The organism is Amycolatopsis sp. cmx-11-51 (assembly GCF_047608665.1).
GTDB lineage: Bacteria > Actinomycetota > Actinomycetes > Mycobacteriales > Pseudonocardiaceae > Amycolatopsis.
Genome location: NZ_JADNQO010000010.1, coordinates 157,152 through 181,488, shown reverse-complemented (window position 1 = coordinate 181,488; position 24,337 = coordinate 157,152). Strand labels below are relative to the sequence as shown.

The window sequence follows — 24,337 nt, the reverse complement described above, 5'->3', positions numbered from 1 at the left end:
CGTGGCACTCCTTACGTCGGCGTTGATGTTCCGCTATGCAGAAACTATAGTCCGTCATGTAAAACCGTAGGGACGTTATCTTTAGCCGATCTTCGATCTTCTCCGACGCGGGGTGTTTCACATGTCTGACCAGATCTCAGCCAAGGTGCTCGGTGCGCCCGTCGAGCGTGGAGGCGAGATCCTCACGCCAGAGGCGCTCGCCTTCCTCGCCGGCCTGCACGAGGCCTTCGCCGCCCGCCGTGACGAGCTTCTGCGGGCCAGGGGCGAGCGCCGCGAGGAGGCAAGGACCACCGGCAAACTCGACTTCCTGCCCGAGACCAAGGAGATCCGCGAGGGCGACTGGAAGGTGGCCGAGGCTCCGCCCGCGCTGCGCGACCGCCGCGTCGAGATCACCGGTCCGACCGACCGCAAGATGACCATCAACGCGCTGAACTCCGGCGCCAAGGTGTGGCTCGCCGACCTCGAGGACGCCAACACGCCGCACTGGGCGAACGTCGTCTCCGGCCAGGTCAACCTGTACGACGCCGTCCGCGAGACCATCACGCTGGAAAGCGGCGGCAAGAGCTACGCGCTGAAGGACGACGTCGAGCACGCGACCATCGTCGTCCGCCCCCGTGGCTGGCACCTCGACGAGCGGGGCCTGTCCTTCGGTGGACGCCAGGCCGTCGGCGCGCTGGTCGACTTCGGCCTGCACTTCTTCCACAACGCGCAGGAACTGCTCAACCGCGGCAAGGGCCCGTACTTCTACCTGCCGAAGATGGAGAGCCACCTCGAAGCCCGGCTCTGGAACGACGTCTTCACCCACGCGGAGAAGACGCTCGGGATCGAGCACGGCACCGTCCGCGCGACCGTGCTGATCGAGACCATCCCGGCCGCGTTCGAGATGGACGAGATCCTCTACGAACTGCGCGAACACGCTTCCGGCCTGAACGCCGGCCGCTGGGACTACCTGTTCAGCGTCATCAAGTACTTCCGCGACGCGGGCGAGAAGTTCGTGCTGCCGGACCGCAACTCGGTCACCATGACCGCGCCGTTCATGCGCGCCTACACCGAACTGCTGGTGCGCACCTGCCACCGGCGCGGCGCGTTCGCGATCGGCGGCATGGCCGCGTTCATCCCGAACCGCAAGGACCCGGAAGTCACCGCCGCGGCACTCGACAAGGTCCGCGCGGACAAGAGCCGTGAAGCGGGCGACGGCTTCGACGGTTCGTGGGTCGCGCACCCTGGCATGGTCGAGATCTGCCGCGAGGAGTTCGACAAGGTCCTCGGCGGCAAGCCGAACCAGCTCGACCGGACCCGTGACGAGGTGTCCGTCACCGCCGACCAGCTGCTCGACGCGGCTTCGACGCCGGGCGGCGCCACCGCCGCCGGTCTGCGCGCCGCTGTCGACGTCGGCATCCGCTACCTCGCCTCTTGGCTGAGCGGAAACGGCGCGGCGGCGATCCACAACCTGATGGAGGACGCGGCCACCGCCGAGATCTCACGGTCGCAGGTGTGGCAGTGGGTGCGTAACGGCACGCAGCTCGACACCGGTGACAAGGTGACCGGGGAACTGGTGCGTGGTGTGCTGGCCGAGGTGCGGGGCGAACTCGCCGCCGAGATCAAGCCGGAGCTGCTGGAACCCGCCGTCGAGTTGTTCGAGCAGGTCGCGCTCGCCGACGAGTTCCCGGACTTCCTGACGCTGCCCGCCTACGAACGGATCAAGTAGACAGATGGGGAACGGGCGGCTCACCGAGGACGTCTACACCGCCGCTGACGCGCGCCTCGCCGAGGCCGACGCGCGCTTCGTGGCCAAGTATCCCGGCGAGCCGCCCGGCCGCCAGCCCGTGCACACCGTGTACGTGCCCGCCTCGCGGTACAAGACTCGGCTCGTCGCTGATTGGGGCAAGCAGGCCCTGCGGGTCTTCGGCGAGCACGCGGACGAACTCGGTCTCGACGCGGACGTCGCCGACCGCGTCCGGACCAAACTCCTGACCGAGCCGATCGAGGATCTGCGGATCGACTTCGAGGACGGCTACGGCAGGCCGGGTGACGCCGAGGAGGACGCCACCGCGCTCGCCGCGGGACGGACCCTCGCCATCACGGGCGGTACGCCGTTCGTCGGCATCCGGTTCAAGAGTTTCGAACAGGCGACCCGGCGCCGCGGCATCCGCACCCTCGATCTCGTTTTGGCCGGACTGCTGGAAAGCGGGCCACTGCCGGAAGGTTTCGTCGTCACGCTGCCGAAGGTGACCGCTGTCGAGCAGGTCGAAGTCGCGGCGGATGTGCTGGAGCGCCTCGAATCGGCGTACGGCCTGTCCGAGGGCACGCTGCGGTTCGAGGTCCAGATCGAGACAGCACAGTCCATTGTGGACGTCGATGGGACGGTGGCGGTGCCGCGGATCATCGAAGCCGCGCGCGGCCGCTGTTCGGGGCTGCACTACGGGACCTACGACTACAGCGCGGGTCTCGGGATCAGCGCCGAGTACCAGAGCATGGAACATCCGGCCGCCGATTTCGCCAAGCAGCTCATGCAGGTTTCGGCCGCGGGCACCGGTGTCCGGCTTTCGGACGGCTCGACGAACAAGCTGCCCGTCGGCGACGCGATCCTCCCGGCCTGGCACGAACATCTGCGACTGGTGCGGCGTTCCCTGGAGCGCGGCTTCTACCAGGGCTGGGATCTGCACCCGCACCAATTGCCGACCCGGTTCGCCGCGACGTACGCGTTCTTCCGCGAGGGGTACCCGGCGGCGCTGGGACGGCTGCGGGACTACGCGGACCAGACCGGCCGCGGTGTACTGGACGAGCCCGCGACGGCGCAGGCACTCGCGAGCTTCCTGTCGCGGGGGCTGGATTGCGGAGCTGTGGACGTGGAGGAGCTGTCGTTCTCCCGGTCCGAATTGGACGGATACGCGCGGAGAGCTAGGTGAGCGGCGGCACCCGGCCGTGGTAAGACGCGAGAACCTCGTCCAGCGAGCCGTGCGCGCGAATCCGGCCTTCGTCCATCCACAAGGCGGTGGTGCACAGCTGCCGCAGGAGTTCGTCGGCGTGCGAGGCGAACACCAGCACGCCCGCGCGGCGGGCGAGGGCGCTCGCCTATCTGGCCTTGCCGGAGAACTCCGGCTGAGTATGCTGGAGGGGGCGGCTGTGCCGCGAGAAGGTGACTACTCGCGTGAGTCGGGCGGGTGGTGGCTCCTTAACCCTCAATGAGCCGAATCGCCACTTCGACCACGCTGTGCGATTCCGTTAGTTGGGTTTCCGGGGTGAGGCTGTCCGCGGCCATCCCGGCCACGACCGACAACGCTTTGCGTCCCGATCCGGGGGTATGAGCTGATCACATCCAGCCGATGCCCTCGCGCTCAGTGCTTTCTGTTCCGTCGCAAAACAATCGTTCAAGCCAGAGGGCATTTGCGTACCCGGACATGCACAACACCGGTGGATTCAGGTTGAGTGTCCTCTTTCCGCACAGTCCACCTTTGGGCATGCCGAAGGGCCCGTCGCCGTGTGGCTGGCGGGCTCTTCGGGTCAGGTCAGGGTGTTGCGTCGGGTTTTTCGCAGTGGATCCAGGTATTGGGGCGGGATGAATTCCGGCAGCCCATCGGCGGCTAACTGGACTTCCCAGTCACCATGATGGATTAGGCGGTGATGGAAACCGCAGAGCAGTGTGAGGTTGCGAAGGTTGGTGGGTCCGCCGTCTACCCAATGGTGAATGTGGTGGGCGTGACAGTTTTTGGGTTTGCGGTGGCATCCTGGGAAGGTGCATCCGCGGTCTCGGATGTTGAGTGCTCGGCGTTGGCCTGGGGTGACGAACCGCCTGAGACGCCCCCTGTCGAGGGGTTCGCCAGCGGCGTTGAGGACCACGGGAAGCATGAGGCAGTCGCAGGCGGCCATCCGTGCTTCGCGGGCGGTCATCGTCCCGACGAAGTCGAGGCACGCGGTTCCGAGTCCGGTTTTCAGTTCCTCGAGACCGATGGTGATGTGGAGGAGGGTGCGGTAGCCGTTGGTGCCGGGCTGATCGGGGCAGGCGACCGCGAGGTCCACGAGGTCGACCCACGCGTCACCCTGGCGTTCGGCTTTGGAACGCAAATCCACCTGACCGAACTCATCCACCGGCCGCGGTTTCGCGTAAGCCTCCAGCGCGGCCGCGGTCCGCGCCCCGCTCTCGTCGTCAAGGAGGCCTTTCAGTGTCCAGAAGCCGTCCTTGCGGCGTTCCAGCGTGAGTTCGCGGCGGGGTTGGGCGGGTTCGGGATCCTTGGGTTCGTTGCCGTCGGGGTCGAGCCAGGCGAGCAGGTTGTCCCCGAGTTTCGAGACCTGCCGGGGACCCGCGTCCCGGGCGAGAGCGGCGAGGGTCTTCTCGGCATGCTCCCGATCCTCCACGGCCACCTCGGCCGGGATCTTCCGCAGGATCTCCAGGATTTGTTTGATCCGTTCTTCCCCGATCGCACCCTCGGCGGCCGCGGCGCCGGTGGCGGGTGCGAACGGCGGGATCTCCGTGCCGTCGAGAGCGCGTGTGGGGTTCAGGTCGATCGCGCGATTCACCTACGGCCGCGCCTCACCTTGACTCAACCCGGCGATATCGGCGAACCACGCAATCGTCGTGCCATAACCGTACAAGTCCTTGACGCCACGAGATTCGATCTCCGCCAGATACTGGCCCAGACCGGCGGATGTCATCCTCATCACCTGCAGGAACTGCTGCACGCCGTGGGCAAGCTCCAGCTTGCCGGCACGCCACAACTCCTGCGGGAGTTCGGGAAGGAAGGTCTCGGACACCCCTCAATGATACCGCAATTCTGTCGAACAGGCGTTCGTAATTTTGCGTTACCGCGAAACGGCGCATTTACCACTGAAGGGTGATAAACATTTTCGCATAACCTTTCGCGGCGTTGTGCGAGCAATCTTGTAGTGAGTTGGCGCGTTCGGCGAGGCAGCGCACGGTACTGTGGATGGCGTTGTAAGCCCGCTCCTCGACGGTTGGTTACCCGTCTTTTGGCTTTCTAAAGGGATCGTGGACGTTTCGGGCTCGCCTTCATGGCCCAAGCCCGCCAGGGTCAGGCCGTACATCGGATGTCCGCAGCGGCCCCCGTCCGAGGCGGACACCACCTAAGTGTTCCCACCGTGATGGCGATGCTTGCCCGACCACCACAAGTCGACACTGAATGTGGGGCCGGGAATGGAGATCCAGTCGGTGTGGATTAACGCGCCGTCCTCGATCACGTACGAATAACCGGCCGCCAGCAGCGCCCCGCGCAGGTGCCGCGAGCACCGCGTTGCCCTAGTCCCGATAGTCGTCCAGGAACCAGCGCGGCACCAGAACGGCTTGCTTGTAGGCCCCCGCCACACGCGCTCCGCGGGCGCAGGCCGGACAGGAACAGCACAGCGTCCTCGGACATCGGTGTATGCAGCACTCATCAAGCGCGGAACTCCGCTTCTCTACGCTGCACCACAACAAGTTCGGTGTGTCACCGGCCATCACGAGTCGCCGATGGTTAGGCGGAAGCGCTCACCCTTCGCCATGGCATGCGGGCGAATCGGAGCCACCGCCACGGACACATGCCGATGGCGACTCGATCATTGCCGGGATCTTCGCAAGGTGAAAAGGACACCTCAAGCGGTCGTCTTCACATAACGCCGACAAGGCACCGAAATCAGCCCATCCGGCCCATCGACCCGATTATCGAACCCGCCCTCGTCAACCCACCCGCACCGCTCGTAGAACCGCCGCGCCCGCGTGTTCCCCGGCACGACCGCGAGCCATGCCCGCGAATGCCCGCCACCGCCGACAAGCCGTTCGGCCTCCGCGAGCAACACCCCGGCCACGCCGCTGCCACGATGCGCCGAAGACACGTACACCTGCTCGACCTCATCGCCGACGACCATCACGAACCCCGCCACCTCGCCGGCCACCAGGGCGACCGACGTGTCGCCGACTCGGTCGGATGCCCGCTCCCGGAACGATTCCCGGGTGCGGATCCGCAGAAGCGCGTCGGGCACGTTGCCGAGATGGCCGTCCTGCCAGCCGTGGTACCAGATCTCCGCCACCGCCGAAGCGTCCTGGGCGTCGGCGGGCCGCAACGTCACATCGTTCGACATGTCCGGAGTCAAGCATCGAAGTGATCAGGAAACCAGTGCGCCGATCCGCCGCTCCACCTCGTCCGCGCTCGCGTTCCCGGCGACCAGCGTCCCCACCCGTTCCCCGTCGTCGGCCAGCAGCGTCGGGTACCCGGTGACGCCCAGATCCCGTGCCCGCCGGAAATCGGCCGCCGCGGACACCCGGTCCAGTGCGGCCTCGACAGCGTCTCCGTTCAAGCCCGCCCGCTGGGCGACCATCCGATATGTCGAGACCTCGGACAGGCTCAGCCCGTCGAGATAGAAAGCCTCTTGCAGCAAGGCCGCGAGCCGCACCGCGCGGTCCGGCGCGACTTCGCGCAACGCCGCCATCCCGCACGCGGCTGCCTCGGAGTCCATGACGAACTCGCCGTCCGCGATGAGGCGTTCGTAGCTTTCGCCGAACGGTGCCCCGGTCCGGCGGGTGATCTCGGCGTTTGCTCCTTGGACGTGGCCGAATTGCCGGATCGGTACCCGGCGCCCGCCGATGAACAGGCCGCCGGACACCACTTCGACCGGCAGATCCGGATGCCGGTGCGCGACGTCGGCCATGGTCCTGGCGAAGCCGTAAGACCAGCCGCAGTACGCGTCGAAGACATAGATGAGCCTCATGACGATATCCAACGATGCCTGACGAGTCAGCTATTCCTAGCGGAGCCTGGGGAGTGCGTCACGCGCGAAATGACTCAGTGTCCGCAGGTCCAGCGCGAACTGTTCCCGATGGTCCGCGGGCAGCGGGTCGAGGAAGAGCCGCTGGATGTTCTCGACGTGCGTCCGCGCCGCCCGCACGGTCGTCTCCTCACCCTTGCCGGTCAGCCGTACGAGTTGCACGCGGCGGTCTTCGGGATCGGAACCGCGGACGACCAGGCCGAGTGTCGTCATCCGGTCGACCAGCCGGGTCGCGCCGCCGGTGGTCAGCACCTGCTCCTGCGCGATCGCACGCATGCTCATCCCGGTTTCACCGGCCCTGCCGACGATCAGCAGTACCTCGAACATCAGGTGCGAGATCCCGCATTCGGTCTCCAGTGCGCGGCCGAGCAGGTATTCGAGCCGGTTCGCCGCGCCCATCATCCGGCCGAACGCGACCACCCGCGGGTCGTAGGCGGCTTCTTGCGCCGTGGTGATGCCCATTTCAGCTCCCTGCCGACAAGGCCAAATAGACGTCGAGCTGTTCGGTGAACTCGGTCAGATCGGCGCCGAGCAGTTCGCTCGCCCGCCCGATCCGGTACCGCAACGTGTTGACGTGGATGTGCAACGCCCGTGCCGCCCGCGTCGGCGAGCCGGAGCATTCGAGGAAGACACGCAGGGTGTGCACCAGATCGGTGCCCTGCTCGGCGTCGTAGCTCAGCAGCGGGCCCAGCACCCGTCGCCGCAACGCCGCCCGCAGGTCGTCGGGTGTGCCTGCCAGCAGCAGCCGGTGCATACCGATCTGGCCGCCGGGGACGATCTCGATCGTGCCCGGCCGCATCCCCGCCACGGCCAGCGCGTAGCGCGCGACCTCTTTCGCGCCCCGCAGCACCGAAACCGGGGAACGGTCGCTGATCCCGATCAGCACCCGGCGGCACGGCAGCAGCGATTCCACTCCCGTCAACGCGGCCGTCACGGTGGCGGGCCAGTCTTCGGGCCACTCGCCGTCGTCCTCGGCCAGCGCCCAGGCTGTTTCCCCGGCCGGCCCGACGAGGGCGCCCGGCGGCAGTAGTTCGGTCAGGATCCCGCGTGCCGCTTCGGCTCCCTCGGTGCGGGCGACGACGACGCGCAGATCGCCGCGCAGTCCGGTCGCGGTCAGCGCCGCGTGCGGATCGCCGCCCTCGTCGAGCGTGGCCAGCAACGGTTCGAGCACCCGATCGGTGACCGCGCGGACCTCGTCCGCCCTGGTGCGCGCGAGCCCGATCAGCCCGGCGAGCTCCTCGGCGATCTCCACCTGTGCCGCGGTCAGTGCGCCGCCGATCGCGAGCAGCCACGGCACCGCGTGCCTGCCGCCGATCGGCCGCACGGTGACGTCGCCGGACTCCAGCACGCGTCCGCCCGCGGCGACGAAGCGCCCCACCAGGTCGGACGGCGTGCCGGCGGGCACCACCCAGCAGGGGAGGCCGATCTCCGCGCGGGCCCGGTCCAGCAGGGTCTCCACCGACGCGTCTTCGGTGGCGGCTGAAAGCAAACGTTTGCGAGCGCCTTCCGCGGCCGCGGCCAACGCCAGCACGACACGTTCGGTGACCACCGAGAACGATAGATCCGCTGGGACCTCCAGCAACGGAATCCCGTATCTCGTACAGGCTTCGACGAGGTCTTCGGGGATCCCGTCGGAATCCGCTCCGGATGCCGCCAGCGCGGCGGCCCCGGCCTTCGCCAGCGCGGCGACGAACGCCTCGGAATCACCCGGCCCGCGCCACCACAGCAACCCACTCAGGACGAACTCGCCCGCCGACACGTACCGTCCGGGATCGGGCAGCTCGGTGACGTAGATCCGGGACACCGGGCGGTCGAGCAGTGCCGTTCCGGCGCGCACACGCAAGCGCAGCCCTGGCAGCGCGAGCAGAGTTCTCACGGTCGTCATCAGGTTTGTAGGAAAGCACAAAACGACCGGTGCGTGCAGGGGAGATTTCATGCTTCGGCACCGTTGCCGCCATACGGGCGCAGGGCGTCTACTGAGTCGGCCGTCACAGACCGCCGCCGAACCGAGGAGCCCGAGAGTGGATTTCCTGCGCCCCAGCTCGCTGACCGAGGCGCTCGCCGTCAAGGCCGAGCGACCCGACGCGGTGCCCATCGCGGGCGGCACGGACGTCATGGTGGAGCTCAACTTCGACCACCGTCGCCCCGGCGCGCTGCTCGATCTCACCCGCGTCACCGAACTCGCCGAGTGGACCGAAACCGACGGCGATATCCGGCTCGGCGCGTGCGTGCCCTACGTTCGGGTGATCGCTGAGCTGGGTGAAGTTCTGCCCGCACTGGCGATGGCCTCGCGCACCGTCGGCTCGCCGCAGATCCGCAACCGTGGCACCGTCGGCGGGAACCTTGGCGCCGCCTCGCCCGCCGGTGACACGCATCCCGTGCTGCTCGTGCTCGGCGCCGAGATCGAGGCCGCGTCGGTGCGCGGAACGCGGCGGATCCCGGCCGAGGAGTTCTACCTCGGCGTCAAACGCCACGCCCTCGAACCCGACGAGCTGATCACCGCCGTGTACCTGCCCGCCGCAATCGGCCCGCAGCAGTTCGCCAAGGTCGGGACGCGCAACGCGATGGTCATCGCGGTCTGCTCGTTCGCGGTGGCCCTGCATCTCGACATCCGCGAAGTCCGCGCCGCCGTCGGCTCGGCCGCGCCGACCCCGCGCCGGGCGACCGCCGCCGAGGAATTCCTCACCGCCGAACTTCCCTGGTCCACCAAGGCGTCGATCGCGGACTCGGTCAAACGCCGGTTCGGCGAGCTGGTCTCCCAGGCGTCGTCGCCGATCGACGACGTCCGGGGCAGCGCCGGCTACCGCGAACACGCGTTGTCCGTCCTGGCGCGGCGGACGCTGACCTGGGCGTGGAACGACTTTCAGAAGGGTGAACGCGAGTGCGCGTGAACGTGACGATCAACGGCGAGTCCCGCCAGGCCGACGACGTCTGGGAAGGCGAGAGCCTGCTCTACGTGCTCCGCGAGCGGCTCGGTCTCCCGGGCTCCAAGAACGCCTGTGAACAGGGAGAATGCGGTTCCTGCACGGTGTACCTGGACGACGTCCCGGTGTGTTCGTGCCTGGTCGCGGCCGGTCAGGTCGAGGGCCGCGAGGTCCGCACGGTCGAGGGGCTCGCCGACGGCGACAAACTCGACAGGGTCCAGCAGTCCTTTGTGGACGCGGGTGCCGTCCAATGTGGCTTCTGCACCCCCGGTCTCGTGGTGGCCGCGCACGATCTGCTCAACCGGGTCGAAAACCCCGCCGACGAGGAGATTCGCGAGGCGCTGGCGGGGAACCTGTGCCGGTGTACCGGGTACGAGAAGATCCTCGACGCCGTCCGGTTGGCCGCGACCAGGGGAGAGAGCACGTGAAGACCGTCATCGAGAACGCCGCGATCGCCACCGTCGATCGCGCGGGCACCGAACACGCCTCGGGCCACGTCGTCATCGAGAACGACCGCATCGCGGCGGTCGGCGCCGGGAAGGCGCCCGGCGGCGAGTACGACGAACGAATCGACGGTTCGGGCCACCTGGTCACCCCCGGCCTGGTCAACACCCATCACCACCTCTACCAGTGGGCCACGCGCGGCCTCGCCGCCGACCACACGCTGTTCGAATGGCTCGTCGCGCTCTACCCGATCTGGGGCAGGCTCGACGCCGACATCACGCACGCGGCGGCCACCGCCGGGCTCACGCGGCTCGCGACCACCGGGTGCACCACCGTCGCCGACCATCACTACGTCTTCCCGCGCGACGGCGGCGACCAGGTGGAGGCCCTCGCCGCCGCCAGGATCCGCGTCGGGGTGCGGCTGCACGTCGTCCGCGGCTCGATGGACCGCGGTGTGTCCCAGGGCGGGCTCCCGCCGGACAACCTCGTCGAGGAGACCGAGACCGCGCTGCTCGGCACCGAGGCCGCCATCGCCCGGTTCCACGACGACTCCGCGGACGCGCACCTCCAGATCGCGGTCGGGCCGTGCTCACCCTTCTCGGTGAGCGAGCGGCTGATGACCGGTGCGGCGGAATTGGCGCGGCGCAAGGGAGTCCGGCTTCACACGCACCTCGCCGAGACGATCGACGAGGAGAAGCAGTGTCTCGCCGAAGCCGGCTGCACGCCCGCTGAGTACGCCGACAAACTCGGCTGGCTCGGTGACGACGTCTGGCTCGCGCACTCGATCCACCTCGCCCCGGAAGCGATCCGGCGCCTTGGCGTGACGGGCACGGGAGCGGCGCACTGTCCGACGTCCAACGGCCGGATCGGCGCCGGGATCGCCCCGGTCCGGCAACTGCTCGACGCCGGCGTACCGGTCGGACTGGGCGTCGACGGCGCCGCGTCCAACGAATCCGGTGGCCTCGGCGAGGAGCTGCACGAGTCGCTGCTGCAGGCGCGGCAACGCGGCGGGCCGCGTGCGCTGACCACGCGCGAGGCGTTGTGGATGGGCACGATGGGTGGCGCGCGTTGTCTGGGCAGGGAGAACGACCTTGGCTCGATCGAGGCCGGCAAGCTCGCCGACCTCGCGGTCTGGGACCTGAACGGCCTGAACTACGCGGGGATCATCGACCCGGTCGCGGCGCTGGTGCTCGGCGCGACCCCGCCGGTCGCGCGGCTCTTCGTCGGCGGCGCGACCGTGGTCACCGGCGGGACGCCGCGCGAGGAATCCGAAGACGAGATCGCCCGCGACCTGGCCGTGGCCAGTGCCCGGCTGAGGGAGACGCTATGACGTCCACGCAGACCTCCACCACCGCGACCGCGACCGACAACGGCGTTGGCGCGAGCCCGCGGCGTCCCGACGGGACGGTCAAGGTACGCGGCGAATTCGCCTACTCGTCGGACCTGTGGCACGAGGACATGCTGTGGGGCGCGACGCTGCGCAGCCCGCATCCGTACGCGCGGATAACCGGTATCGACATCACTGAAGCCCTTGCCGTGCAAGGGGTCTACGCGGTCCTGACGCACGAAGACGTGCCTGGCGTGAACAAGTACGGCCTGGAGCACTCCGATCAGCCGGTGCTCGCCGTCGACGTCGTGCGCTACCAGGGCGAGCCCGTCGCAGTCGTCGCCGCGGACCACCCCGAGACCGCGCGCCGTGCGATGAAGCGGATCAAGGTCTCCTACGAGGTCCTCGAACCGGTGACGGACTCCGAGAAGGCCGCCGCCGGTGAGGGTGCCGAGCTGCACCCCGGCGGGAACGTGGTGCGGTACGCCAGGATCCGCCATGGTGACCAGTCGGTGAAGGCCGACGTCGTGGTGTCCGGTGTCTACGAGGTCGGTATGCAGGACCAGGCCTTTCTCGGTCCTGAGTCCGGCATGGCGATCCCCGACACCGAGGGCGGTGTCGATCTTTACGTCGCCACGCAATGGCTCCACATCGACCAGCAGCAGATCGTCGCCGCGCTGGGCCTGCCGAAGGGCAAGGTGCGGCTGACGCTCGCCGGGGTCGGCGGCGCGTTCGGCGGCCGTGAGGACCTCTCGATCCAGGTCCACGCCTGCCTGCTCGCGCTGCACACCGGCAAGCCGGTCAAGATGGTCTACAACCGCGAGGAATCGTTCTACGGTCACGTGCACCGCCACCCGGCGAAGATGTACTACGAGCACGGCGCGGACAAGGACGGCCGTCTCGTTTACGTCAAAGCGAAGCTGTACCTGGACGGCGGTGCGTACGCCTCGTCCACCGGCGCGGTGGTCGCGAACGCCGCCACGCTCGGCGTCGGCCCGTACAATGTGGACAGTGCTTCGATCGACTGCTGGGGCGTGTACACCAACAACCCGCCCTGCGGTGCGATGCGTGGCTTCGGCGCGGTTCAGGCGGGATTCGCGTACGAGTCCCAAATGGACAAACTCGCCGCGGCCTGCGGTGTCGACCCGGTCGACATCCGGATCCTGAACGCGATGGAGGAAGGCAGTCTCATGCCGACCGGCCAGGTGGTCGACTCCGCCGCCCCGGTGGCCGAACTGCTGGAACGGCTTCGCGCCAAACCGCTCCCAGTCAAGGACGAGGCTCTGGACCTGCGCCGGATGCCCGGCGGCGTCTCCAACACCACGCACGGTGAGGGCGTCGTCCGGGGAGTCGGGTACGCGGTCGGCATCAAGAACATCTGTTTCTCCGAAGGCTTCGACGACTACTCGACGGCCCGCGTGCGGTTGCAACTCGTCGGCGGCGAACCGGCGGCGACCGTGCACACCGCGGCTTGCGAGGTCGGCCAGGGCCTGGTGACGATCATGCAGCAGATCGTCCGGACCGAACTCGGCATCGAGCAGGTGACGATCCTGCCGATGGACACCAACATCGGCAACGGCGGTTCGACGTCCGCGTCCCGGCAGAGTTACGTCACCGGCGGAGCCGTCCAGGCCGCGTGTGTCGCGGTGCGTTCGGGACTGCGCAAGCACTTGGCGGGCGAACTCGCCCCGGATGGGAAGCTGAACGTCGTCGGCGGCAAGGTCGTCTCGGCCGACGGCAGTGTGCTCGCCGACCTCGCCGACGTCCTCGGTGACGAGGTCTTCGACGAGGTCGTGGAATGGCGTCACCGTCCGACGGCACCCATCGATCCCGAGACGGGGCAAGGAAACGCGCACGTCCAGTACGGTTTCGCGGCACACCGCGCGGTCGTGGACGTCGACACCGAACTTGGGCTGATCAAGGTCGTCGCGCTCGACTGCGCGCAGGACGTCGGCAAGGCGCTCAACCCGCAGGCGGTGCTCGGCCAGATCCAGGGCGGGTCCGCGCAGGGCCTCGGGCTCGCGGTGATGGAGGAGATCCAGACCGTCGACGGGAAGATCCGCAACCCGTCGTTCACCGACTACCTGATCCCGACCGTGCTGGACATGCCGCCGATGGACATCGACGTCCTGGAACGGCCCGACCCGAACGCGCCGTATGGTCTGCGCGGCGTCGGTGAGCCGCCGACGATCTCGTCCACCCCGGCGATCGTCGCGGCCATCCGCGCGGCCACCGGACTGGCGCTGCCCCGCGTCCCGGTGCGCCCCGAACACCTCACCGGCACCTGATCACCCCGTACTTTCTCAAGCTAGGAGCACATCCGTGAGTACCCGTCTGTCCATTTCGGAGTCCGACGAGCAGAAATGGCTCGCCGAGGCCGTCCAGCTGGCCACCGCGAACGTCGAAGGCGGCGGCGGCCCGTTCGGCGCGATGATCGTCCGGGACGGTTCGGTGCTGGCCACCGGGACCAACCAGGTGACGACGACATTGGACCCGACGGCACACGCCGAGGTGGTCGCGATCCGCGCGGCCTGCCAGGTGATCGGCGACCACAAACTCGACGGGTGCGTCCTCGTGACCTCCTGTGAGCCGTGCCCGCTCTGCCTTTCCGCCGCGCTCTGGGCGCGCGTCGGCAAGGTCGTCTACGCCGCGGACCGCCACGACGCGGCCAAGGCCGGCTTCGACGACCGCGAGTTCTACGACCTCTTTTCCCGCCCGCGCGAGACCTGGTCACTATCCGTCGGCCAACTGTCCCTTCCGGATTCTTTCGCGCCTTTCCAGGCTTGGCTGTCGAAACCCGACAAGAAGGCCTACTAGTTTCTTCCCGCGCCACAACGTTGTGGAGTAGGCATGACCCAGTTAGGTACCGAGCGTCCCCACCCGCCCTCGTCCGAGCCGAGGCGGCTGTCCGGGCTCGACCGGTGGTTCAAGATCTCCCATCGCGGCAGCACGATCGGCCGGGAGGTGCGCGGCGGGATCACCACCTTCGTCGCGATGTGTTACATCGTGCTGCTCAACCCGCTGATCCTCGGCGCGTCGGCCGACATCACCGGCGCGCGGCTGAGCACCGAGGCGATCACCACCGCGACCGCGCTGGCGGCGGGCGTCACCACGATCCTGATGGGATTCGTGGGCAACGCGCCGCTGGCGCTCGCGGCGGGACTCGGCGTCAACGGCGTCGTCGCCTTCCAGATGGCACCGACCATGACGTGGGCGCAGGCCTTCGGACTCGTCGTCCTCGAAGGCGTCTGCATCGTGTTCATGGCGGTTTCCGGGATCCGGGAACGGATCATCAACGCGATCCCGATGCCGCTCAAGGTCGCGATCACCGTCGGCATCGGGCTCTACATCGCGCTGGTAGGCCTGGTCAGCGCCGGATTCGTCACGCGGACACCCGACTCCGCGCAGTCGACGGTGCCGGTGCGGATGGGGATCGCGGGCCATCTCGAAGGCTGGCCGATCGCGATCTTCTGCCTCGGCCTGCTGCTGATGATCGTGCTCGTGAGCCGAGGCGTTCCGGGCGCGGTGCTGATCAGCATCGCCGTCGCGACCGGGCTCGCGGTGCTGGTCAACAGTGTGTCCGAGGTCGACGGCTGGGGGCTGGTCGAACCCAAGGTGCCCGAGCAGGTCGTGGCGCATCCGGACTTCAGTTTGCTGGGGGACATCGATCTCTTCGGTGGCTTCGCGTCGGCGGGCGCGGTGACCGCGGCGGTCTTCCTGTTCACGCTGGTGCTCTCCGGGTTCTTCGACGCGATGGGCACGATCACCTCCGTCTCCGAGGAAGCGGGGCTGGTCAAGGACGGCAAGGTCGAGGGAATGGGCCGGATCTTGCTGGTCGACGGCGCCGGCGCGCTCGCGGGCGGGGTCACCGGATCGGCTCCGAACACCGTGTTCCTCGAATCGGCCGCCGGTGTCGGTGAAGGGGCGCGGACAGGGCTGGCGAGCATCGTCACCGGTGGGCTGTTCACCGCGACGCTGTTCCTGACGCCGATCGCGGCGGTCGTCCCGGCGCAGGCCGCGGCGCCCGCGCTGGTGGTCATCGGCGGGATGATGATGGCCCAGTGCGCACGGATTCCCTGGCGGGACCTGGACTTCGCGATCCCGGTGTTCCTCACCGTCGCGCTGATCCCGTTCACCTACTCGATCACCAACGGCATCGGCGCCGGTCTGGTCGCCTACGTGCTGATCAAGATCTGCAAGGGCAAGATCCGCGAGATCGGCTGGATCCTCGGGATCCTGGCCGCGGTGTTCGGTGTGTACTTCGGAATCGAAGGGATCATGTCGTGGTTCTGATGTTCCTCAACGGCGGCGGGATGCGAGGCGGCCCGCTGCACGATCAGTTGCAGGGCGCGCCCCTGTGCTGCGTGGCCCGATCCGCGCCGAAGTACCGCTACTTCTCCGTGGGCGACCGGTTTCCGGCGATGTACGAAGGTGGTTCCGGAGCCGTCGTCGGGGAGGTCTATGACCTGCCGCTTTCGGTGTTGCGGGATCATCTCGTCCCCGCGGAGCCGCCTGAACTGGAGCTGGGTGTCGTCGAACTGGAGGACGGCGCGGCCTGCCTCGCGACCGTGCTGCGTTCGTCCTATGTGGACTCCGTCGAGCTGACGGACATCTCCGAGGTCGGCGACTGGCGCGCCTACCTCGCTTCCCGCTGACGCCGCGTAAATACTTGGAGGCGGACTCGCGTGATCACGCGAGTTCCGCCTCCAAGCACGCGTGGAACGGGTCAGAGCACGAAGACGAGGTCACTCGCCGCCGTGTGGAACATCTCGGGCGCGCCCGCGTAGAAGGCACGCCAGGCGCCGGGCTTCTTGTGGGCGGCCGTCATCGAGAAGGCCCAGGTGGTGCCGTTCCAGGTGGCGTCGACCGTCGACACCATGGTCCAGTGGTAGGTGCTGAACGAGAAGTACTGGAGTTCGACCGGGATCGGGTTCGCGGTGTACTGGCCGGGGAAGTCGATCGTGCCGGACGCGGTGACGGCTTTGGCCGCGTCCCGGCCCGCCGCGAACGACGTGATCTTCGCCGGGTGGAGCACGACGATCTGCGGGGTGTCGGCGCGCGAGTTCGCGATCGCCGGGTCGGTGGAGAAGAAGTCGGCGTGGTAGTTGCCGGTGCGGATCGGGGTCAGCGTCGCGCGGTAGACGCCGGTGGCGTCGGTGACCGGCTTGGCCTGGGCCTCGCCGCAGAAACCGTTGAAGCAGAACGAGATCTCCACCTCGGCGCCCGCGATCGGGGTGGCGTCGGCCTTGGTGAGCTTCCCGGAGATCGCGACGGAGTTCCCGGCGTCGATCTTGGTGCTGCTCGCGGTGGTGGTGAGGGTGGACGGCTGGACCTCGGCGGCGGTCGCGGGCACCGCGCCCGCGGCCAGCAGCGCGGCGGCGGCGATGGTGCCTGCTACGAGCTTCCTGATGATCATGTGCTCCCCAAACGGAATTCGGCTCATGTGACCGCTAGGTCGGCCGGAAGTCGTTGTGTGTTGCGGGGAAACCTCGGTGTTCAGCAACCGGCCGTCGGTGCTTCACGATCAGGGGAGCAGGGTGCGGGCCAAGGCGACCGACGAGATCCCGGCGACCTGGAGCGATTCGGTGTTACGCAGCGAACGGCTCAACACGAACGCGCCTTCGAGACTGTTGACCAGCGCGATGGTGAGCAGCCGCGCGGACTCGGCCGAAAGGCCGTATTTGCCCAGCTTTTCGGTACCGGTCTCGATCCAGGCCGTGAACACGTCCGCCGTCGCGATCCGCAGCTTCTCGTTGGTGCTCGCGACCTCGAGCGCGACCGTCGCGATGGGGCAGGCGTCGGCGTAGTCGGTCTCGCGAAGGGTGTCCGCCGCGCTGGCGAAGCACGCCTCGATCCCGTGAATCAGATCCGGCTCGTCGGCGAAGAAGATCTCGAACAGCGCCAGGTACATCATCCCGGAGGTGCGGATGACCTCCTCGCCGAGTTGCTCCTTGCCACCGGGAAAGAAGTGGTAGAGCGAGCCGAAGGGCGCGTTCGCGGCCTCGACGATCTGTTTCACCCCGGTGCCGGTGTACCCGTTGCGCCGGAGCAGCTCGGCGCCGGCGTTCACGATGCGTTCCCTCGTCCCTGTCACGCCTCCATGATAGAGCGTTCTATCAACCATCCCGAAACGTGAAAGATACTCACTTCTCCGGGCGCAGGTGGGAATTCATCAGGATCTGCCGGTAGTCCAACGGCGGATCCCGAGGTCGCCATGCGCCGTACCGCCCGCCTTCGAGGCGCTGGGACGAACTCCAGCGGAAGGCCGCCTCGGCGGGACTTGTGCCGCGGACCTAGTCACCCCTTGAACCTTGGTTCACCCTCCGGTGCTACCTGCGGTCGATGTTCGCGCAGGACGCCCCGCCCTAGCGTCGGGAGCCGTTGGGAATCCAAGGAAAGAAGGGGGCAACAGATGAAACGGCTATTGATCGCCGGGATGATCCCGGTGGTCGTGGGCGGTCTGCTCGTCGGAGCCGTGCCGGCTTCGGCGAGCAGTCCTGGCGTTCCGGCTCACTACACCGGCCAGAAACTGGACTGGCATCCGTGCGCGGAAGAGGAACTGAGCACGCTGCCGCCGGGCACCGACATCGGCGGACTCGAATGCGCGACCTACCGCACGCCGCGGGACTGGGATCGCCCGTGGGAGCGGCAGGATCTGACCATCGCGGTGAGCAGGCTGAAGTCCACCGGGCCGTCGACGGCCTCGCTGCTCACCAACCCCGGTGGGCCGGGCGGGGCCGGTCGCTGGTTCCCGGTGACGTTCCGCGGGCAGGAGAAGCTGCGTGAACACCAGGATGTCATCGGCATCGACGTCCGCGGGACCGGCAAGAGCACCAACGTCACCTGCCGCGGCACCGCCGACCTCATCCGCCAGCTGGACCCGCGCGACCGCGATCCGCGCAACCTGAACCAGATCCTGGCCAACGCGGAACACGTGGCCAAGTCCTGCCAGAACGCCAATGGCGAACTCGGGCCGCTGATCACCACCTACCAGACGATCAAGGACTTCGACCTGCTCCGGGCGCTGCTCGGCCGGGAAAAGATCAACTGGGTCGGCTACTCGGGCGGCACCTGGCTGGGCGCGCACTACGCGCAGCGGTTCCCCCAGCGGACGGGACGGTTCGTGCTGGACTCCTCGACGGAGTTCACCACGACGTGGCAGAACTCGTTCAACCGGCAGTCGGTCGGCTTCGAACGCCGCTGGCGGCAGGACTTCCTGCCGTGGATGGCGCGCTACGACGCCAAGTACCACTTCGGCACCAGCGGCGAAGAGGTCCGGCAAGCCTACGAGCGGCTCCGGTACGCCTTGTCTCGCAACCCGATCAACGGGAACGGGCCGATGCAGCTCGAGTACGCCATGGTCTACATGCTCTACAAGAAGGCGACCTTCCCGGCGCTGGCCGATCTGCTGGTCAAGGTCCGGGCGGGGCTGGAGAACGGGGCCCAGGCGAAGGCCGATGCCCTTGCCGCGGTCAAGGACGCGGGTGACTTCCCCGACGCACAGGACGGCACGTTCTGGAACACCCTCTGCGGGGAAGGCCGGTTCACCGGTACTCGCGAATCGTTGATCCGCGACTCGCAGCGGAACCTCGACCGCGGGCTGCTCATGGCGGGCGGCGGCGTGCTGAACGCCTCGGTCTGCCTGTTCTGGGACAAGCAACCGCGTCCGCTGCCGAAGCTGGACGGCAAGGGCGTCCCGCCGGTGCTGATGGTCCAGTCCGAGCACGACCCGGCGACGCCGATCGAGGGAGCCAGGAAGGCACACGCCGGGTTCGCGAACTCCCGGATGCTGACGGTGACCGGCGAGGGTGACCACGGGCTCTACGCGACCGGCAACGCCGCCGTGGACAAGGTCGTGGACGCCTACCTGGTCGACGGGGTCGTTCCCGCCGACCAGAGCGTCCCCGGGATGCCGCTGCCCGTGCCCTAGAAGGCGGAGAGGGTGTGCCAGGCCAGGCCAGGGTCCTCTGTGTCCGCTACGTCGTCGCGGAGGACCACGCCCTCGATCAGGCCGTACGGGCGATCGGCGGCGTAGAAGACCTCGTTGTCGTTCTTCAGCCCGAACGGCGACAGGTCCACCAGGAAGTGGTGCTTGTTCGGCAGTGAGAGCCGGACTTCGGTGACCTCTTCGCGTTCCTTGAGCACAGCCTCTCCCATCGCGTACAGCGTCTGTTGCAGGGAGAGGCTGTGCTTGTCCGCGAAGGTCTCCAGCAGGATCCGCCGGACTTCGGCGTGGCTCGCCGCCCAGTCGATCCCGTCGCCCTGGTAGCGCCAGCGCGCGGTGACCGCGGTCGCGAGGATCCGGTCGTTCGTCTCGGGCAGCGTCGTGTACTCGTCGCGCGGGAAACCGTGGAACTCCGAACCGGTGGACTTGAGCACGACGAGATCGTCCAAACCGGACACCACCCAGGCCCGACCGTCCTGAATGGTCACCGCGGTCGTGCGCTTTTCGCTGCCTGCCTGGGAGAACGCGTGATCGTGGCCCGAGATGCGGTGCCAGCCGTGTTCGTCGATCAGGATCCGGGCGCCGGAGATATGTTCGAACGAGTCGACGAAATGCCGCCCGAGCCGCAGGGCGAAGTCCTCGATCTCACCGACCGGGGCCTCCTTGGCAAAGGCGTACACGGTGTTCTTCTGGGTGTCGGTCGCGACGACGTCGGCGTTGTCGCCGGTCAGGTGCGTGGCCGCGAGGTCGCCGCGCAGCGACGTCGAAACGGTGAGGTCCTTGAGGTGGTGGACGGCGCCTTCGCGCCGCACGGTGACGAGCCGGACTTCGGCCTTGCCGTACTGGTTGGGGCCCAGGGTGATGGCCACGGGCGATCAGCTCCCTCGATAGGTGGAGTACGCGAACGGGCTCAGCAGCAACGGCACGTGGTGGTGCTCGGTTCCGTCGGCGATGCGGAAGGTCAGGGTGACTTCGGGGAAGAAGGAGTCCGGGCCGAGATGGGCGCCGGTGTCGAAGACCAGCCGGTACACCCCGGGTTCCAGGGTTTCCGGGCCGAGGTCGCGGATCCGGCCGTCGGCGTCGGTGCGGCCGTCGGCGACGGGTTCGCCCGCGCCGGTTTCGAGCCGGACTCCGACACCCGGGGCGGGGCGTCCCGCGGCGGTGTCGAGGATGTGCGTGGTCACGAGGCTCATGACGTCACCGCTTTCTCCAGCCGCAGCGCGGCGATCTTGGCCAGTTCTCGACCGGCCACTTCGAGTTCCGTGCCGGGGTCGTTCGACAGCCGCGACCGGAGGTTCTCCAGCAGCTCGGCGCCGTTCCGGCCGCTCGCGCACACCAGGAAGACGTGCCCGAACGTCGCCTCGTACTCGGCGTTGGCCGCCGCGAACTCGCGCGCCGCGTCACCGTCCACACCGGACTGTTCCGATCGCGACCAGCCCGCCTCGGTGCTCTCGCCGCCCGCTTTCTCCCCGATCCGGGGATGGGCGGCCATCGCCTGTTTGACCTCGTCGGGGCGCAGCGGTGCCAGTGCCTCGGACGCGGCGAGCAGTGCGGCCAGGTCAGTGTAAGGGCGCCTGGCCAGCAGGGTTTCCACCCAGCGTGGGACGTCGAGGCAGGCGGTCAGCACCGGCCGGACGTCCTGTGCGGATGCCTGGTCGAACTCTCGAATGGTGAGCGGCACGGGAACCGACGGTACGGCGGTGAATCCGCCATCGTCAACATTTTGTTGAAAGAGGCCTTCAGTCTTGGTCTCGGTTGAGGTAGTTGTAGACCGTGAACCTTGTGACCCCCAGCGCCTCGGCGACGGTCGACACCGATTTGCGGAGGCCGAACGCGCCGCGTTCCTTGAGCAGCCGCACCGCGCGCTGTTTGGCGGCGCGGTCGAGGGTGTCGAGCTTGCCTCCGAGTTCGCGTTCGACGTCGCCGATGAGGCGGGTGAGGGCGCTGTGCAGTTCGACGGCCGGCTCGCTCGTGTCGTCGCCGACCTGCCGGAGTTGGAGGGTCACGCGGGTCGCGCCGCCGTCGAGTGCCGCCCTGGCGATGGCGGGGAGCGCGTCGAGCAGGGCTTCGGCGTCGCCGCGGACGAGGGTGCCGAGCGGGCCGAACTCGGTCGACAGGCCCGCGTCCTCCGCCGTGTCGCGTGCTTTGACGGCATGCTCGGGCGGCGGGCCCTCGCCGTGGAACGGTTCGCTGGTGAACTCGGCTTCTAACTGCACCCAGCGAAGGTAGCGCCGCCGAGGTTCGTTGACGAGCGGGGTGACCAGAGTTAATGTCGGACTGCGAAACCTCGATTCCACTCAGTGGAAATTGGCGGACTAGATGGACTTGGTGATCAGAGCCGCTCGAGCTGTGACGGCAGCCGGCGAAGTATCCGCGACGATCGGTGTCGAAGGTGGCCGCATCGTCGCGGTGGAACCCGCCGGAGCCGCGCTGGACGGCGATCGCGTGCTCGAACTCGGCGCGGACGTCGTCCTGCTGCCGGGCCTCGTGGACACCCACGTACACGTCAACGATCCCGGCCGCACCGATTGGGAGGGCTTCGCTTCGGCGACCCGCGCGGCCGCGGCGGGCGGGGTCACCACGATCGTGGACATGCCGCTCAACAGCTTGCCGCCGACGGTCGACGTCACGGCGCTGGAGGTGAAGCGGAGGACCGCCGAGGGGCGCGTCCACGTCGACGTCGGGTTCTGGGGCGGTGCGATCCCTGGCAATCTGGCGGATCTGCGCGGGCTGCACGAGGCGGGGGTGTTCGGCTTCAAGTCGTTCCTGCTGCATTCCGGCGTCGACGAGTTCCCGCCGCTGGACGCGCGCGGGCTCGAAGAGGCGATGACCGAACTGCGGACCTTCGACGGCATGATCATCGTGCACGCGGAGGACTCCGACGCGATCGATCACGCGCCGGACCCGCACGGCGAGAAGTACGACGACTTCCTGCGTTCGCGCCCGCGTGGCGCGGAGAACGTGGCGATCGCCCAGGTCATCGAACTCGCCAGGAAGACCGGTGTCCGCGCGCATATCCTGCATTTGTCCTCTTCGGACGCCCTGCCGATGGTCGAGAGCGCGCGGCGCGACGGCGTCCGGCTGACCACCGAGACCTGCCCGCACTACCTGAGTTTCACCGCGGAGGAGATCGGCGACGGCGCCACGCAGTTCAAATGCTGCCCGCCGATCCGCGAGGCAGGGAACCGGGAACTGCTGTGGCAGGGCCTCGCGGACGGCGTCATCGACTGCGTCGTGACCGACCATTCGCCGTGCACTCCGGAGCTGAAACGCTTCGACAGCGGCGACTTCGGGCTCGCGTGGGGCGGCATCGCCGGACTGCAACTGGGCTTGCCCGCTGTCTGGACGCAGGCGCGGCAGCGTGGTTTCGGGCTCACCGACGTCGTCCGCTGGATGGCCGAACATCCGGCCGCGCAGGCGGGAATGCGCCGCAAGGGCCACCTCGCGCCCGGTTATGACGCAGACTTCAGTGTGTTCGCGCCCGACGAGGCTTTCGTCGTCGATGTCGCGAAGTTGAAACATCGCAACCCGGTCAGCGCCTACCACGGACGCCCGCTCGCCGGCGTCGTCCGGAGCACGTGGTTGCGGGGCAAGGAGATCACCGGTGACGACCCGGCAGGCGTCCTGCTGACCAGGGGCGACTGCTGAGATGGAGGAGACCGTGCACGACCGTCCTGAGTGGACAGCTCGGCCCGACCTGGCCTCGCGCAAGTTCGGCGGGACCGTGATGTGGGCGACGGACGAGTTGTTCGCCGAGAAGGAGAACCTGGTCAACCCGTGGGTTCCCGCGCACCGCGCGGAGACCTTCGGCCCCAAGGGGCAGGTCTACGACGGCTGGGAGACCCGGCGGCATCGCGAGCCCGGCGACGACCAGGCCATCGTTCGGCTCGGCCTGGCGGGCGCGATCACCGGCGTCATCGCGGACACCGCGTTCTTCAAGGGGAACTACCCGCCGTTCGTGTCGGTCGAGGCGTGCGCCGTCGAGGGCTATCCCAGTGCCGCCGAACTGTCCACAGTGGACTGGGACGTGCTGGTGAAACGCGGCGTGGCGGCGGGGCATACGGAGAACTTCTTCGAGATCGGCGGAAGTAAGCGTTACACGCACGTCCGGCTGACCATGCATCCCGACGGCGGCGTCGCGCGACTGCGGGTGCACGGCACGCCGATCCCGGATCCGGGCCTGCTGGACCTCGGCGCGCTCGACCTCGCGGCGCTGGAGAACGGTGCGGTGGTGACCGGGTGCAGCGACCTGTTCTACTCCTCGCCCAACAATTTGTTCTCACCGGGGCTCGCCGCGCATCAGGCCGAGGGCTGGGAAACGGCGCGGCGCCGGGACGACGGGAACGACTGGGTGACCGTCAGGCTGGCAGGCGCGGGTGTCGTCCGGTTCGCCGAACTGGACAACAGCAACCTCAAAGGCAACGCACCCGGCTGGGCCGCACTGAGCGGACGGGACGGCGACGGCGAGTGGGTCGAGCTGCTGCCGAAGACGCGTCTGCAGCCGGACACGCGGCACCGGTTCGCCCTCGCTTCGGGTCCCGAAGTGACCGAAGTGCGTCTCGACATCTACCCCGACGGCGGCATGGCACGCCTACGCCTCTTCGGCGCTCTGACTGATCGAGGCCGCTCCGACGTCACTTCGCGCTTCGAGGCCTCGCGCCCCTGACGCAATTAGTCCTCTAGTTGCGGTCCTTGCACGTGCAACTACCGCAACTAGAGGACGAAACGCGGGGGTCAGGGGCGGGCACCGGGGCGGTTCAGGTACGCGGAGAAGAGCGAGAGGACGATACCGACCGAGAAGATCGCGGTGAGCCAGAAGGCGCCGCCGATGGACAGGTTCCACACCAGGGCACCCGCCATGAGCAGTGCCATGACGATGTTCCTGAGCTGCAGCGGTGTCGGTTTGGCCATACCGCCACTTTCTCACGAAGCGAGAATTCC

The 24,337-nt window shown here is 68.1% G+C and carries 23 protein-coding genes and 2 pseudogenes; 12 read left to right on the top strand and 13 right to left on the bottom strand.

Features of this window, described 5'->3' with window-relative positions; translation table 11 throughout:
• The first annotated feature begins 121 nt into the window (after positions 1–121).
• Both aceB and ACM6LU_RS28635 read left to right on the top strand, forming a co-directional pair.
• Complete coding sequence (gene aceB / locus ACM6LU_RS28640) at positions 122–1,708, top strand: malate synthase A (protein WP_414940880.1); 1,587 nt, start codon at positions 122–124, stop codon at positions 1,706–1,708.
• A 4-nt stretch (positions 1,709–1,712) separates the two neighbouring features.
• On the top strand, positions 1,713–2,909 hold the full coding sequence (locus ACM6LU_RS28635) for a DUF6986 family protein (protein ID WP_414940879.1): 1,197 nt from the start codon (positions 1,713–1,715) through the stop codon (positions 2,907–2,909).
• On the opposite strand, the pseudogene ACM6LU_RS28630 reads toward ACM6LU_RS28635, so the two are convergent.
• From ACM6LU_RS28630 to ACM6LU_RS28605, 6 genes and pseudogenes are all read right to left on the bottom strand, one after another.
• Positions 2,902–3,066 (bottom strand): annotated as a pseudogene (locus ACM6LU_RS28630) (ABC transporter ATP-binding protein); the annotation flags it as partial. The gene ACM6LU_RS28635 and the pseudogene ACM6LU_RS28630 sit on opposite strands and share 8 nt — an antisense overlap.
• A gap of 438 nt (positions 3,067–3,504) precedes the next feature.
• Positions 3,505–4,752 (bottom strand): annotated as a pseudogene (locus ACM6LU_RS28625) (DUF222 domain-containing protein).
• An 834-nt stretch (positions 4,753–5,586) separates the two neighbouring features.
• Positions 5,587–6,072, bottom strand: coding sequence for a GNAT family N-acetyltransferase (locus ACM6LU_RS28620; RefSeq protein WP_414940878.1), 486 nt, complete (start codon positions 6,070–6,072; stop codon positions 5,587–5,589).
• Positions 6,073–6,096: 24 nt separating this feature from the next.
• On the bottom strand, positions 6,097–6,699 hold the full coding sequence (locus ACM6LU_RS28615) for a DsbA family protein (protein ID WP_414940876.1): 603 nt from the start codon (positions 6,697–6,699) through the stop codon (positions 6,097–6,099).
• A gap of 36 nt (positions 6,700–6,735) precedes the next feature.
• On the bottom strand, positions 6,736–7,218 hold the full coding sequence (locus tag ACM6LU_RS28610; protein WP_414940875.1) for a MarR family winged helix-turn-helix transcriptional regulator: 483 nt from the start codon (positions 7,216–7,218) through the stop codon (positions 6,736–6,738).
• A 1-nt stretch (position 7,219) separates the two neighbouring features.
• Complete coding sequence (locus tag ACM6LU_RS28605) at positions 7,220–8,641, bottom strand: PucR family transcriptional regulator (protein ID WP_414940874.1); 1,422 nt, start codon at positions 8,639–8,641, stop codon at positions 7,220–7,222.
• A 136-nt stretch (positions 8,642–8,777) separates the two neighbouring features.
• Here ACM6LU_RS28605 and ACM6LU_RS28600 point away from each other — a divergent pair, with 136 nt between their 5' ends.
• From ACM6LU_RS28600 to ACM6LU_RS28570, 7 genes are read left to right on the top strand one after another with little or no spacing between them, the layout of a single operon-like run.
• Positions 8,778–9,647, top strand: coding sequence for an FAD binding domain-containing protein (locus ACM6LU_RS28600; protein ID WP_414940873.1), 870 nt, complete (start codon positions 8,778–8,780; stop codon positions 9,645–9,647).
• Positions 9,638–10,108, top strand: a complete 471-nt coding sequence (locus tag ACM6LU_RS28595) for a (2Fe-2S)-binding protein (RefSeq protein WP_414940872.1) — start codon at positions 9,638–9,640, stop codon at positions 10,106–10,108. Before ACM6LU_RS28600 ends, ACM6LU_RS28595 begins: the two co-directional genes overlap by 10 nt.
• Positions 10,105–11,454 (top strand): 8-oxoguanine deaminase, encoded by a 1,350-nt coding sequence (locus tag ACM6LU_RS28590; protein ID WP_414940871.1) that lies wholly within the window; start codon positions 10,105–10,107, stop codon positions 11,452–11,454. Before ACM6LU_RS28595 ends, ACM6LU_RS28590 begins: the two co-directional genes overlap by 4 nt.
• Positions 11,451–13,739 carry a xanthine dehydrogenase subunit D gene (pucD, locus tag ACM6LU_RS28585; protein ID WP_414940870.1) on the top strand — a complete coding sequence of 763 codons (2,289 nt, stop codon included), beginning with the start codon at positions 11,451–11,453 and terminating at the stop codon, positions 13,737–13,739. The genes ACM6LU_RS28590 and pucD overlap by 4 nt, the downstream gene beginning before the upstream one ends.
• A gap of 34 nt (positions 13,740–13,773) precedes the next feature.
• On the top strand, positions 13,774–14,268 hold the full coding sequence (locus tag ACM6LU_RS28580; RefSeq protein ID WP_414940869.1) for a nucleoside deaminase: 495 nt from the start codon (positions 13,774–13,776) through the stop codon (positions 14,266–14,268).
• A gap of 33 nt (positions 14,269–14,301) precedes the next feature.
• On the top strand, positions 14,302–15,744 hold the full coding sequence (locus ACM6LU_RS28575) for an NCS2 family permease (RefSeq protein WP_414940868.1): 1,443 nt from the start codon (positions 14,302–14,304) through the stop codon (positions 15,742–15,744).
• Positions 15,735–16,106, top strand: a complete 372-nt coding sequence (locus tag ACM6LU_RS28570; RefSeq protein ID WP_414940867.1) for a gamma-glutamylcyclotransferase — start codon at positions 15,735–15,737, stop codon at positions 16,104–16,106. Before ACM6LU_RS28575 ends, ACM6LU_RS28570 begins: the two co-directional genes overlap by 10 nt.
• 71 nt (positions 16,107–16,177) lie before the next feature.
• Here ACM6LU_RS28570 and ACM6LU_RS28565 read toward each other — a convergent pair whose 3' ends face one another.
• Together ACM6LU_RS28565 and ACM6LU_RS28560 are read right to left on the bottom strand one after the other, a co-directional pair.
• A complete protein-coding gene (locus tag ACM6LU_RS28565; protein WP_414940866.1) occupies positions 16,178–16,867 on the bottom strand; it encodes a hypothetical protein in 690 nt (229 codons plus the stop codon).
• A gap of 108 nt (positions 16,868–16,975) precedes the next feature.
• Positions 16,976–17,521 carry a TetR/AcrR family transcriptional regulator gene (locus tag ACM6LU_RS28560; protein WP_414940971.1) on the bottom strand — a complete coding sequence of 182 codons (546 nt, stop codon included), beginning with the start codon at positions 17,519–17,521 and terminating at the stop codon, positions 16,976–16,978.
• A gap of 342 nt (positions 17,522–17,863) precedes the next feature.
• Between ACM6LU_RS28560 and ACM6LU_RS28555 the strand changes: the two genes are divergently transcribed.
• Positions 17,864–19,381, top strand: a complete 1,518-nt coding sequence (locus ACM6LU_RS28555) for an alpha/beta hydrolase (RefSeq protein ID WP_414940865.1) — start codon at positions 17,864–17,866, stop codon at positions 19,379–19,381.
• On the opposite strand, the gene pucL is transcribed toward ACM6LU_RS28555, so the two are convergent.
• The 4 genes from pucL to ACM6LU_RS28535 are packed head-to-tail and all read right to left on the bottom strand — an operon-like array spanning position 19,378 to position 21,612.
• Complete coding sequence (gene pucL / locus ACM6LU_RS28550) at positions 19,378–20,265, bottom strand: factor-independent urate hydroxylase (RefSeq protein ID WP_414940864.1); 888 nt, start codon at positions 20,263–20,265, stop codon at positions 19,378–19,380. The two genes, ACM6LU_RS28555 and pucL, sit on opposite strands and share 4 nt — an antisense overlap.
• Before the next feature lie 6 nt (positions 20,266–20,271).
• Entirely contained in the window at positions 20,272–20,589 is a 318-nt protein-coding gene (gene uraH / locus ACM6LU_RS28545) for a hydroxyisourate hydrolase (RefSeq protein ID WP_414940863.1), read from the bottom strand.
• Positions 20,586–21,077, bottom strand: coding sequence for a 2-oxo-4-hydroxy-4-carboxy-5-ureidoimidazoline decarboxylase (gene uraD, locus ACM6LU_RS28540; RefSeq protein WP_414940862.1), 492 nt, complete (start codon positions 21,075–21,077; stop codon positions 20,586–20,588). The genes uraH and uraD overlap by 4 nt, the downstream gene beginning before the upstream one ends.
• Before the next feature lie 58 nt (positions 21,078–21,135).
• Entirely contained in the window at positions 21,136–21,612 is a 477-nt protein-coding gene (locus ACM6LU_RS28535; protein ID WP_414940861.1) for a helix-turn-helix domain-containing protein, read from the bottom strand.
• A gap of 103 nt (positions 21,613–21,715) precedes the next feature.
• On the opposite strand from ACM6LU_RS28535, the gene allB reads away from it, so the two are divergent.
• Together allB and alc are read left to right on the top strand one after the other, a co-directional pair.
• Positions 21,716–23,044, top strand: coding sequence for an allantoinase AllB (allB, locus tag ACM6LU_RS28530; protein WP_414940860.1), 1,329 nt, complete (start codon positions 21,716–21,718; stop codon positions 23,042–23,044).
• Between the two features lies 1 nt (position 23,045).
• A complete protein-coding gene (gene alc, locus ACM6LU_RS28525; RefSeq protein ID WP_414940859.1) occupies positions 23,046–24,062 on the top strand; it encodes an allantoicase in 1,017 nt (338 codons plus the stop codon).
• A gap of 68 nt (positions 24,063–24,130) precedes the next feature.
• Here alc and ACM6LU_RS28520 read toward each other — a convergent pair whose 3' ends face one another.
• Positions 24,131–24,307 carry a hypothetical protein gene (locus ACM6LU_RS28520; protein WP_414940858.1) on the bottom strand — a complete coding sequence of 59 codons (177 nt, stop codon included), beginning with the start codon at positions 24,305–24,307 and terminating at the stop codon, positions 24,131–24,133.
• Positions 24,308–24,337: the final 30 nt, after the last annotated feature.